Source organism: Syntrophobacter fumaroxidans MPOB, from assembly GCF_000014965.1.
GTDB lineage: Bacteria > Desulfobacterota > Syntrophobacteria > Syntrophobacterales > Syntrophobacteraceae > Syntrophobacter > Syntrophobacter fumaroxidans.
On the sequence record NC_008554.1, the window covers coordinates 1,798,916 to 1,810,781 of the forward strand.

Consider the following 11,866-nt stretch of genomic DNA (forward strand, 5'->3'; position numbering starts at 1 on the left):
AAAACAGACTCACCCGGGAATCTATTTTCTAGGTAAATCCGTATCAAACCTGTTTGCGCGGTCGCGACACACGGGACCGGATGGGAAGCGCCGCCGTATGCCCCGCCGGGAGGAACGGAAAGTGCCCCGGCGGTCCGCCTCGCGGGTTTCCCTGAAATGCCGACCCATAAGGGAGGCGAGTGAGCGCTTCCTGCACTCGCCTACGCACGGAAGCTTCACATGAAAAGCCCCGAAATCAAAACCGGCGGCGATGCCCCCATCCTCCGCGGGCAATTGCCTGTTTCCTTACGGAGCTGAGTCCAAAACGAAAATCCGGCCCTCCTGCACCATGCGTGGGTCAACACGGGGTTGACCCGGCGCATGACGACCATCAGGTATCATTGCGGGCCGCATAGCGGTCGGCAATGATGCCCGGGATCGCTCAATAGCCTCCCGGCGGCGGGACGGCGATGTAGGCGACTCCCGACCCCGAGTAGGCCTGGGTGTACCAATTGGGGCCGCACTGGTAGTAGGTGGTCCCTCCCACGGACACCACCGTGGGGGTGCACGGGGGCGCCTGGTAGTAGACGGGCGCAGCGCCGCCGCCGGCTGCATAGCCGGTTGCCGCGCCCGCGGCATACCCTACGGCCGCTCCGGCCGCACCCGCGGCCACGGCTGCCCCGTACGGATAGGGTCCGCGGTAGTTGTCCCAGTGGTCGTCGTAGTAATCCTGCCGGCTGGACTGGGCGCTTCGCCCGTAATCCTGGCGACTTTGCTGGCGACTCGCTGCGGAGTCCTGCCGAGTCTCCTGGCGACCCGCGGTGGCGTCCTGGCGGCTCTGCTGACGGTCCCCCGAACCCTGCTGACGGGCCTGGGTCCGTTCAGTCGCACCGGCCTGGCGCTGGCCCGTTTGCATGCTCTGCCCTCTCGCGCCCGCTCCCGCGGCCATTCTGCCGCTGCCGCCCGCCGAAAAGCCGCCTCCGCCGGCCACTCCCTCGCGGCTGAAACCTCCTCCCCTGCCTCCACCGCCACCGGAAAAATCTCCGCCTCGACCTCCACCGCCGCCCGAAAAGCCTCCCCGGCCTCCTCCGCCGCCTCGGCCGCCCCGCTGGGCATCGGCGTCAACAGCGAGAAACAGGACAAAAAGAAACACCGTGACCACGGACGTCATGATCCGATATGTGTTGCGTTTCATTGCTTGCCTCCCTTCTTTTTTCCCGGCTTCGCTTTTGCCGGCTCGGGCCTGGCCGCTTTCACCTGCGCGAGGAAAGGAATCTGCCGGGCATCCGGAGGCGGAGAGAACACGAAGACTGCATCCGACGGATTGGGGGAAAGGTTCCATTCCGAAAAATCGGCCCGGAACTGGGGTTGTCCCTTGTCGAGCTTGTACGTGATCACGACACGGCGTGGGAGCGGATCCCCCCTGGATGGGATCCAGATCTGGAAGTCCACCTCGTCGCTTCGAGCCGCGAGGTGAACGCACGGCACATCCAGGATGGTCGTCTGTTCGACCGTTTCGATCGAACGGACTCTCCTGTCCATCTCCCGGGGCAGCGTTGACACGTACATCATGGCCAATGGCAAACGCATCCCGAGATCCTTGAGGAAATGGATCACCGCGCCGTCCAGGTCGCCCGGTTTCGAAACTCTCGCGTAAACGTTGTCTTTTTCGCTGAAAATAGTGAGGTCCTTTCCATCGAAGAGCACCAGCCCCTTTTGGCCGTCACTGCGCTCGATGTCCGCCCGAAACCGGTCGGGACGCCGGAGGGTGACTTTCCGCACTTCCCCGAACTCGATTTTCTGGCCGGAGAGTTGCACCACGTCGAACCCGGACCGGATGACGACACTGAACTGGCCCGCTGTGGAGAGAAAATGGGCCGCCTTGTTGAGCAGCACCCCGGCATCCTCCCCCGCGGCGGAAGGCTCCGGCGCCTTCTGCTGCGCCATCGCCGGCCACGCCGTCAGCAGGAAAAGACCCGTCGCCAGACACAATCCCCTGAAAATTCTTCTTTTGATCATATGTCCTCCTTTGCCATTGCGCTATTGGCCGCAGTGCTCTGATCGCACCCGTCTTCAGGAACCCGATGTTGATGATCGGCATCACATGCCGACTTTCACATCTGCTGCAAATCCCGCAGCAGCCGCTGGAACTCCCTCGACTCTTCGAGAATGCGACGGGCGGCAATCCTCAGTTCGTCCACCTCCTCCGGCTTGAGAACGAAAGAAGTGGGAAGCTGTTTCAAGTGTTTTCGTTGCGCTTCGTCGTCCAGGGCGTCGAATCTCACCTGCACCAGGTAAAATTCGATGTCGCCGCAGGAACCCGGTCCCGTGGGGTAAGGCTCCGAGCCGCAACGCCCCTTGCGAATTTCATCGGCCCAGCGGGCGAAGCTTTCCTGCAGCAGGGCCACCGTCTCCACGTTGTACCGGGCAATCGCTATGGTGGAGTAGGAGCTCAGCATGGCGCCGAAGGTCGGCACTCTCTCCGTCCGGTCCCACTTGGTGTCGCTTTCCGTCTCGGCGTTCACCACCACGAATATGATCTTGCGCACATTCTCCAGCCCGGCCTGTTTCAAGGTGGTCCAGGGGCTGCCCGCGAGCGTAACGCGCTCCAACACGGCCCGGAGGCCCAGGTTGTCGGCAACCCCGCCGTCCACGAGGTGGATGAATGGTTTATTCTTCGAGTCCATGAAAGGCGTCATGTTGTTGGCGAGATCGAAGCGGCGCGAAGCAACGTCCCTGGGAGGAATCATCGCGTCTGCCAACGCCTTGGGCATGACGTAGCCGCAGGAGCCGGCGTAATTGCGCAAAGTGATGGGGCTCAGGATCACGGGCACCGCAGAGGAGGCGGCGCACGCCCTGGCCACGGGAAAGGTGGACAGATCGGAGCAGATCACATCGAAGGCGTCCTGCGTAAAGGAAATGCGGGTCCCGTGAACCATGTCCGTTGCGTTGATGAGGATAATGGGCTTCTTGTTCGCCAGGATGTCACCGAACGTTCCCCCGTCGAACACGTGCTTGTCGTAGTATTCCGCCGCAAGGTCGCTCCGGTCGTAGTATGCCGAGAACAATTTCCCCCAGTTGAAAGGATGGAAGAAGGTGCGTTTCGCCAGCTCGCCCTGGATGTTCTTTTTCAGGAACCGGGCTTCGAAGTCCTGGAAGATGCGATCCCGGAAAAGCCCGAAGAAGCCTGCCGTAAAGCTCCCGCCGGAAACTCCCGAGATCCAGTCCACCTCGTCCAGGAGGCGCCGGTCCTGGCCGTCGACCGTAACCCGGGTGTCCCTGAAGGTTTCCAGTACCCCGTAGGAAAAGGCCGCAGCCCTGGTTCCTCCCCCGGAGAAGCTGAGAAGCAGGAGCACCTGGTCGTCTTTGTCATGCACGCTGAAATTTCTGCCCCGATAACCCGCCTGGGGATCGACTTGTTTCAGTGCCTTGTTTACCCTGTAGTGAGCGCAGCCGGATGCCGCAGCGAGCAGCGCCGTCGCGCAAAGCAGGATCAGGATCCTGAACGCCACCCGAATGAGGGCTTTCTCCGACTCTCTTCCCGGTTCGTTCCTCATCACTGCTGTCCTCCAGGCAAAGACGCAACCCCAAAAAGCATCACCATTGCCTCCGGCCCCCCGGCATCCTCTACACGACGTGGGAGAAGGACCTGCGTGCCTTGTCGCCGCGCAGGCTCCCGTCACCCACCGCCGCCGAACAGCCGGGAATCGCCCGCAACCGCTACGGATGGCCTCCCTGCGTCCGCGCGGCCGCGATCTCGTTTTCCCTCCATCCGCCGCCGAGGGCCTTGTAGAGCTGGACGACTGCGAGCAACTGGTTCAGCTGGGTGCGTGCAAGAGTGGTTTCAGCCGGAAAAAGGTTCTGCTGGTTCTGAAGCACCTCGTAGTAGCTCGCCTTTCCGGCCACGTAGCGCTTGAGGGAGACGCCGACGGCCTGGTCGTATGCCTTCACCGAGCGGGACTGCTGAGCGCGGGCCAATTCGAGCTTTTCCCGGGAGATGAGGGCGTTGGACACTTCCTTGAAGGCGTTGAGCGCCGTTTGCTCGTACGTCAGCCGGGCTTCCTCCCAGGCTGCTTTGGCCTGCCGATATTCGGCGACCAGCGCGCCGCCCCGGAATATCGGACCCGTCATGGTCCCCGCGACGGCCCAAAGATTCGCGGTCCCGGCCGAAAAAGCCGACAGCTCCGGGCTGACCTTGCCGAGCAGCGTGGTGAGGCCGATCTGGGGAAAAAAGTTCGTCACCGCGACACCGACCCGGGCATTGGCGGCGCGCAGGTTCTGTTCCGCCTGCCGGATATCGGGTCGACGTTCGAGCAACGCCGAAGGCAGCCCCGCGGGAATCTCAGGCGGGCTTTCCTGATCGAGCAGGTCGGCATTGCGCTCCACGGGGCCGGGATTGCGCCCGAGCAGGACGTTGATCTGGTTTTCCTTGATCACGATCTGGCGTTCGAGTTCCGGAACGTTGGCGGCCACCGTGCCCAGCAACCCCTCGGCGCTCGACGTTTCCAGCTTGGAGGCCACACCGTATTCAAGCCTCCGGCTGAAGAGCGTCAACGTATCCTCGAAGGATTTCGTGTTCCGCCTGGCGATCTCCAACTCCAGGTCCAGTTCCAGCAACTCGAAGTAGGCCTGTGCCACGCTGCTCACAAGAGAGACCACGACTCCCCGGCGCGCCTCGTCGGTGGCAAGGAACTGCGCCCGGGCCTCCTCGTTCAGGCGGCGGATGCGGCCCCACAGGTCCACTTCCCAGAAAACGCTCAGATCCAGGAGGGCGGAATCCGTTGTCTGGCCCCCGTTGGGGCTGGGGGAGGTGAGAAAGCTGTTTCTGCCCGTCGCAACGGCCCCGTCGTAGCCGATCTGCGGGAAAAACAGGGATCGGGCCTGGGCGGCGATCTGGCGGGCCTGTTCGACGCGGGTCACCGCCACGCGCAGGTCGTAGTTGTTTTCGAGCGCTTCGGTGATGAGCTTCTGAAGGGTCTCGTCCTGGAAAATCGTCCACCAGGGGAGATCGGCCAGCGAGGCCTGCTCAGCCGGAGTCAGCGCACTTCTGAAGTTTTCCGGGGCGGAGACCGCCGGCCGCTTGTAATTGGGGCCGAGCGCACAGCCGGATGCGAAAGAGACCAGAAGAACCGCGAGGATCAGTTTCCTTGCAAGCCTTTCCATCGCTAGTGCCCTCCACCCGGACCCAGAGTCGGCGGTCCGTCCGTTTGGGGTGTTTCATGCCGCTTACCGCGATGAGACAGCTTCTCGATCACGTAAAACGTCACGGGGATGAGGAAGATGGCAATGAAACTCGCCGCCAGCATGCCGCCGATGACGGCGAACCCCATGACCTGCCGGGAAAGGGCTCCGGCGCCGCTGGCCTTGGCCAGCGGGACGCAGCCCAGGATGAACGCGAAGGACGTCATCAGGATCGGCCGAAGGCGCAGGCGGGCGCCTTCCAGGGTTGCCTCGACGAGCGGTTTGCCCTGCTCGACCCCCATCTTTGCAAATTCCACGATGAGAATGGCATTCTTCGCGGCAAGCCCGATGAGCATGACCAACCCGATTTGCGCGTAGATGTTGTTCTCGAACCGGCCGACCCACAGGCCCGCGAAGGCGCCCGCCACCGCGACCGGCGTGCCGAGAAGCACGCTGAACGGGAGGCTCCAGCTCTCGTACTGGGCGGCAAGAATGAGAAACACGCAGAGCAGGGAAAAACCGAAGATCACGACCGGGGACACCCCTTCCTGAGCCTTTTTCTCCTGGTAGCTCATCCCCAGGTAGTCAAACCCCATCTCGCGGGGCATGGTCTGAGCGAAAACTTCCTCCATGGCCTTCATGGCCTGGGCCGAGCTGAAACCGGGCTTTGCGGAGGCGTTGATCTGCGCGGAGCGATACAGGTTGAATCGCATGGTGAATTCCGGGCCCGCCGCCGCCTTGATGCCCGCGAGCGCCGACAACGGCACCATGTTGCCGTCGCCGTTGCGCACGAAAAACTGCCCCATGTCGTCGGCCCGGGTGCGGTAGTCCCCCTCGGCCTGCACGTAGATCTGCCACTGGCGCCCGAACCGGTTGAAGTAGTTCACGAAGATGCCGCCCATGAAACACTGGAGCGTCTGGTAGACGTCGCTGAGCGGCACGCCCTGCTTCAACACCTTGTCGCGGTCGACGTCCACGGACACCTGGGGCACAACGGGACGAAAAGTGGTGCTCACGCTAGCCAGTTCCGGCCGTTCCCGGGCGGCGGCGACGAATTTCTCCGCGTTCTCGGCCAGATAGCCGATTTCCCTGCCCGCGCGATCCTCGAGAACGAAGGTCACGCCACCGGCGGCACCGATGCCCGGAATGGCCGGCGGCGAAAAGGCGAACCCGATTGCCCCCGTGATCTCACGAAACTTCCTGTTCACGTGCGCCATGATGGCCTGGTACTTCTCCTCGGGCTTCTTCCGCTCTCCCCAGTCCTCGAGCGTGATGAAGAAAAAGCCGCTGTAGGTGTTCTGCACCTGGCTCAACATGCTGTATCCGACGATGGACGAGTAGTATTTCACCCCCGGCGTCGTCTTCAGGATCTCTTCGGCCTGCCTCATGATCTCGTCGGTGCGCTGCAACGAGGCGGCGTCGGGCAACTGCACCCCCGCATACATGTAGCCCTGGTCTTCCTCCGGAAGAAAACTGGTGGGAATCCCCTTCCCGAGAATTCCCGTGAAAACCGTGACGCCGGCGAGGAGCAGCAACGACACCGCGCTCTTGCGGATGAGCAGACCGCAGGTGCTGACGTAGCCTCCCGTCGCCTTGTCGAACACCCGGTTGAACCATCGGAAGAAAACGGCGAGGGGACCCCGCGACTCCTTTTTCGGCCGCAGCAGCAGCGAAGCCAGGGCCGGGCTGAGGGTGAGGGCGTTGAAAGCGGAGATGACGACCGATACGGCGATGGTGACGGCGAACTGTTGGTAGAGACGCCCCGTAATGCCGGGGATGAACGCCGTCGGCACGAAAACCGCCGCAAGAATGATGGCGATGGCGATGACCGGCCCGGACACCTCCTCCATGGCCTTGAGCGTGGCATCCTTGGGCGTCATGCCGTGTTCGATGTGGTGCTCCACGGCTTCCACCACAACGATGGCGTCGTCCACCACCAGGCCGATGGCGAGCACCAGGCCGAAGAGCGACAGGGTATTGATGGAGAAGCCGAAAAGGGGAAACAGCGCAAAGGTGCCCACCAGGGACACCGGCACCGCCAGCAGGGGAATCAGGGTCGCGCGCCAGCCCTGCAGAAACAGGAACACCACGATGATGACCAGCACCAGGGCTTCCACGAGGGTTTTCCGGATTTCCTTCATGCCTTCGGTGACCGCGAGGGTCGTGTCCAGGGCGACCGCGTACTCGAGGTCCGGAGGGAAGCTTTCCTTGAGCCGCGCCATGAGGTTTTTGGCGCCTTCCGCGGCCTCGATGGCATTGGAGCCGGGCAGCTGGTAAAGCGCGACCAGCGCCGCGGGCTTGCCGTTCAGACGGCCCATGAGATTGTAGGTCTGAGACCCGAGCTCGATGCGGGCGACGTCGTTCAGGCGCACGAAGGACCCGTCCGGCTGCGCCCGGACGATGATTTCACCGAATTCCCGCTCGGTCTCAAGACGGCCCTTGGCGCGCACCGCGTAGGTGAACTCCTGCCCGGGGGGCACCGGCTCCGCGCCGATCTGGCCGGCGGGGTTCACGGTGTTCTGCGCCTGGATGGCGTTGACGATTTCGGGAATGGTGATGTTGAGCTTGGCGAGTTGGTCGGGTTTCACCCAGAAACGCATGGAGTACTGACCCGCCCCGAAAATCGTGACGCTGGCGATTCCGCGTACCCGGGTCATCTGGTCGTTGATGTTGATGTAGGCGTAGTTGGCGAGAAAAATGCCGTCGTAGGTGCCGTTGGGCGAGTAGAGGGCGAACATGATGAGCGGGGCGGAAGTGGACTTTTGCACCGTCACGCCGTAGTTGCGAACGTCCGACGGCAGTTGGGATTCCGCCTGACCCTCGCGCATCTGCGCCAGGATCTGATCGGTGTTGGGGTCGGTCTTCACGTCGAAGTTGACGTAGAGGGTCATCTGCCCGTTGTTGGCATTGAGGGAGTACATGTAGTTCATGTTGTCGACGCCGGACATCTGCTGTTCGATCGGGGTCGCCACGGACTGCTCGACGGTGATCGCGTCGGCTCCGGTGTAGGTGGTCTTGACCTGGATCTCCGGCGGCACGATGTTCGGAAACTGCGCGATGGGCAGCCCGGACATCGCAACCAGACCGATGATGACCATCAGAATGGCGATCACCATGGCCACGATGGGCCTGTTTATAAAAAATTTGGCCATGGGTTCTAATCCTTCCTGGGGGCCGCGGGTTCCGCTGCCTTTGTTTCAGGCTTAGGGGAGGACCCCGGCTGTTGCTTGAATTCGGCGTCCACGGCCTTGGGAGTGACCGGCATGCCGTCCCTGACCTTCTGGATGCCCTCCACCACGACGCGCTCCCCGGGGTTCAAGCCGCTGGTGATGACCCACATGTTCTCCACGCGCTCGCCTGTCTTGACCGGTCGAATGGCGGCCTTGTTGTCAGGCCCCACCACCGCGACCCGGTAGCTTCCCTGGAGCTCGAGGACCGCCCTCTGGGGAACCATTAGGGCTCCCTTCCGAACGTCCAAAACGGCGCGAACCCGGCCGAACTGTCCCGGGCGAAGGAGATTCCGGGGATTGGGAAAAACGACCGCAATCCGAATCGTGCCGGTCTTCACGTCCACCTGCCGCTCGGCAAAGGAAACCTCCCCCTTGTGAGGAAAAACGCTGCCGTCGGCCAGGATCAGTTCGAGATCCTTGGCGCGGCCCTCGGGTTTGCCCCCGGTCTTGATCATGTCCCGGGCCAGCGACAGGTATTCCTGCTCGCTGATGGGGAAATAGACCTTGATGGGATCGACGGTGGATACCGTTGTCAGGTCGCCCGTCTGTGTCGGGCCGACCAGGTCGCCGACCTGCGCGTTGGCGCTGCCGGCGATGCCGTCGACGGGCGAAGTAATCCTCGTAAAACTCAGGCTCAGCCTGGCCTGCTCGACCGACGCCTCTGCCGACTGCACCGAGGCTTTGGCGGCGAGGTTGGCCTGCACGGCGTCATCGAGTTCCTGCTGGCTGATGGCGCTTTCCTTTGCGAGCGGCCGGTATCTCTTCACATCCAGCTCGGTCTTGCCCAGCCTGGCCTTAGCGATGGCCAGCTGTGCCTGGGCCTGGTCCAGGGCGGCCTTGAACGTCCGGGGATCGATCTCGAAGAGCAGATCGCCCTTCTTCACCGATGTGCCTTCCTTGTAGTTCTGAGCGGCGAGGTAGCCGGTCACCTGGGCCCTGATTTTCGCGTTCACCAGCCCCTCGGTGGTGCCGACCCACTCCGAAAAGACGGGCACGTCCTTCTGAATGACGGTCACGACCTCGACCTCAGGGACGGAAGCGGTCTGTGCCGGCACCTTCTCCCCCAGCCCGGCAGCGAGAAGAGCCCCGGCGGCGGCCAGCAGGACCCCCGGGAACATCTTCCCCGCGAGCAACAGACGGAACAGGCGCCGCACATTCCCCGAGCGTTGCACTCCAAATCGTTTTTCATCTCGCATGAGACCACTCCTGCACAGATTGGATGGAAAAGGTTAAAACCGTCTCGAAAAATCCAGCCGGAACAGACCCCGCGCACGGCGAGGGCCTGGGTCCGCAAAGCCGCAGCAGAATGTTGGGTTTCGCTTCGCTCTACCCAACCTGCGGCCATCCCATTCGTCATTCCCGTGAAGGCTGGGAGCCTGTTTTGTCTTCCCCGGCGGCGGTGTCCCGCGCACCGAGATCTTTGCGGTCGGCTTGCCCCTTGTAAAGGCTGACCAGCCGGGCGACGATCACGACCAGGTACATCTGGCCGAACATGGCCTCGGCCACCGCCAGGGCCCGGGCGGGGCCGTAGACGGGCACGATATCGCCATAGCCCAGGGTCCCGAGCGTGACGAAGCTGAAGTAGATCGTATCCCACAGCGGGCTCTCACCGCTTCTGGCGAGAGGCTCCCCCTGGAGGGACAACGAGCCCGCCCAATGTTCCTCGAGAATGCAGAAGAGCAGACCGCACATGATGCCGATCAGAAGGTACGCGTTGAGAGCGGCGTAGATGCGCTCCGAAGTCACGGTACCTTCTCGCAGGAGGTAACCAAACATGACGCCGACCGATACCAGGCAAATCAGCGCACCGACCCCCTGGCTCGTCGCAAGGAGCGGCTGGTACCCCATCAGGGTGTAACCTATCCTCGGGACAACAAGCAGCGCAAGAAGCCCGAGTGCCACCCAGGTCCCGAACCGAAACAGGGTGACAAGGACCGCAGCCAGCATATTGAGCGCGAGAACGACTTCCAGGGGTCTGGTGTTGAGTCCAATCGCCCGCAACACCGGCGCAGTCACCATCGTGACGACCAGCGAGAAAAACAGGCAGGCAAAACGCCGCCGGCTGTAGATTTTCGTCAAGCTGGCGATATCGGTCATTCGTCGATGCTCCCCCTGGGACAGTGGCTGCCCTCCCCGCCGGCTCAGGAGAGCCGCTCGGAATCGGCAATCTTCAGATGTTCGGGTGCGGAGGCGTCCATCGCGGCGATCTTCTTCGCGTAGAGGCCGATCCCCGGCAGGGAGCTTACGCCGTGGGCGAAGATGCTCAGCAGGACCGTCGCCATCACCGCGAGGGTGATCGTGGTTTCCCCCGGCAGGTGGGCCTCCTCCTCCAGGTACACCAGCCCGAGCACGATGGAAGCGAGCCCGCGCGGTCCGAACCATCCCATGAAAAGCACCGTCGCTGCGCTGAGACGAGTTCCCACCAGTGCGACCGCAACCGGGAGCATCCTCACCGCCGTCAGGCTGATGACGCCGTACACCAGGCAGGCCGGGCTGAACCGGCCAAACGCCCGGGCAACCAGCATGCCGAAAAAGAAGAACACGAAGAAGTCGAGGAGCCGTCCCCACCCCTCAGTGAACTCGACACTCTCCTCCCCGGCCCTCTTGAACCCGATCTGGACGGCAAGCCCGGCGACATAGGCGGCGATGAACATGCTCGCCCCGACGGGCTTGGATCCCATGACGCACAGGAGGGGCAGGGCGACCAGTCCCAATTGCCGCAGCGACCCCGCCATCCAGCCCTTGTCCTCGGCGAGGCCCAGGAGCCGGCCGCCCGCGAGCCCCACGCCGACGCCGACCAAGGTGCCGAAGCCGATCTGTTCCACCACGTACCGCATGAATGTCCCGCCCGTCCCGGTCGTGCCCGCGCTTGCCAGGGCGATGAAGAACATGAGGAACGGGACGGACAACCCGTCGTTCAGACCCGCCTCGACGCTCAGCGCCTGGCGGATGCGCACCGGCACCCGCGGGCTGTTCACGATGACTTCGCCCAGTCCCGCGTCGGTGGGGGCGAGAATCGCCGCGAGGACGCCCACCTCCCAGATCGAGAGCCCGGGAAACACCACCGTCGCCGCCGCCGCCCCGAGCAGGATGCTCAGCAGCATGCCCGCACTCAGCAGCCTGACCGGCAGCCTCTCGTTCTCCTTCAGGACCCGCGGACTGATGCGGGTGGCATCCGAGAAGAGCGTCAAAACCAGGCCGACCTCGGCAAGCAGGAGAAGCGCGTTCCGGTCCGCTTCCAGCTCATTCAGCACGGGAAGTGTCGAGACGAGCAGCATTCCCGCGGCAGTGAACACGATGGGCGCCGTGACGATGGTATGCTCGAGCCTCCTGGACGCCAGGCTGTACAGGAAAACCAGGAGAACAAAGACCGCGGCGATGATCATGATTCGACTTCCCGTCCGGAGACTCGACACCCGCTTGCGCGGTTGCATTAACCCCAATCCACCGATTATCACGACTTACGGCACGCCTCG

Annotated in this window: 8 protein-coding genes; all 8 read right to left on the bottom strand. The window is 63.1% G+C overall.

Going from position 1 to position 11,866, the window contains the following annotated elements; genetic code table 11:
• Positions 1–421: 421 nt before the first annotated feature.
• The 8 genes from SFUM_RS23490 to SFUM_RS07570 all read right to left on the bottom strand — a co-directional run bounded on the left by SFUM_RS23490 (position 422) and on the right by SFUM_RS07570 (position 11,776).
• The gene (locus SFUM_RS23490) at positions 422–1,174 is read right to left on the bottom strand and encodes a hypothetical protein (protein WP_011698314.1); all 753 of its coding nucleotides are present in this window, start codon (positions 1,172–1,174) and stop codon (positions 422–424) included.
• Positions 1,171–1,998 (bottom strand): DUF2092 domain-containing protein, encoded by an 828-nt coding sequence (locus SFUM_RS07540; protein WP_011698315.1) that lies wholly within the window; start codon positions 1,996–1,998, stop codon positions 1,171–1,173. The genes SFUM_RS23490 and SFUM_RS07540 overlap by 4 nt, the downstream gene beginning before the upstream one ends.
• 95 nt (positions 1,999–2,093) lie before the next feature.
• Positions 2,094–3,536, bottom strand: coding sequence for a patatin-like phospholipase family protein (locus SFUM_RS07545; protein ID WP_011698316.1), 1,443 nt, complete (start codon positions 3,534–3,536; stop codon positions 2,094–2,096).
• A 163-nt stretch (positions 3,537–3,699) separates the two neighbouring features.
• A complete protein-coding gene (locus SFUM_RS07550) occupies positions 3,700–5,142 on the bottom strand; it encodes an efflux transporter outer membrane subunit (protein WP_011698317.1) in 1,443 nt (480 codons plus the stop codon).
• Between the two features lie 2 nt (positions 5,143–5,144).
• Entirely contained in the window at positions 5,145–8,312 is a 3,168-nt protein-coding gene (locus SFUM_RS07555) for an efflux RND transporter permease subunit (RefSeq protein WP_011698318.1), read from the bottom strand.
• Between the two features lie 5 nt (positions 8,313–8,317).
• Positions 8,318–9,586: an efflux RND transporter periplasmic adaptor subunit gene (locus SFUM_RS07560; RefSeq protein WP_011698319.1), complete on the bottom strand. Its 1,269-nt coding sequence runs from the start codon at positions 9,584–9,586 to the stop codon at positions 8,318–8,320.
• A gap of 157 nt (positions 9,587–9,743) precedes the next feature.
• On the bottom strand, positions 9,744–10,487 hold the full coding sequence (locus SFUM_RS21570) for a potassium channel family protein (protein ID WP_011698320.1): 744 nt from the start codon (positions 10,485–10,487) through the stop codon (positions 9,744–9,746).
• A 44-nt stretch (positions 10,488–10,531) separates the two neighbouring features.
• The gene (locus tag SFUM_RS07570; RefSeq protein ID WP_041440133.1) at positions 10,532–11,776 is read right to left on the bottom strand and encodes a cation:proton antiporter domain-containing protein; all 1,245 of its coding nucleotides are present in this window, start codon (positions 11,774–11,776) and stop codon (positions 10,532–10,534) included.
• Positions 11,777–11,866: the final 90 nt, after the last annotated feature.

Bases quoted from the DNA above. Each gene is read 5' to 3' on its own strand.
- SFUM_RS23490 (WP_011698314.1), bottom strand. From the start codon at position 1,174: ATGAAACGCAACACATATCGGATCATGACGTCCGTGGTCACGGTGTTT.
- SFUM_RS07540 (WP_011698315.1), bottom strand. From the start codon at position 1,998: ATGATCAAAAGAAGAATTTTCAGGGGATTGTGTCTGGCGACGGGTCTT.
- SFUM_RS07545 (WP_011698316.1), bottom strand. From the start codon at position 3,536: ATGAGGAACGAACCGGGAAGAGAGTCGGAGAAAGCCCTCATTCGGGTG.
- SFUM_RS07550 (WP_011698317.1), bottom strand. From the start codon at position 5,142: ATGGAAAGGCTTGCAAGGAAACTGATCCTCGCGGTTCTTCTGGTCTCT.
- SFUM_RS07555 (WP_011698318.1), bottom strand. From the start codon at position 8,312: ATGGCCAAATTTTTTATAAACAGGCCCATCGTGGCCATGGTGATCGCC.
- SFUM_RS07560 (WP_011698319.1), bottom strand. From the start codon at position 9,586: ATGCGAGATGAAAAACGATTTGGAGTGCAACGCTCGGGGAATGTGCGG.
- SFUM_RS21570 (WP_011698320.1), bottom strand. From the start codon at position 10,487: ATGACCGATATCGCCAGCTTGACGAAAATCTACAGCCGGCGGCGTTTT.
- SFUM_RS07570 (WP_041440133.1), bottom strand. From the start codon at position 11,776: ATGATCATCGCCGCGGTCTTTGTTCTCCTGGTTTTCCTGTACAGCCTG.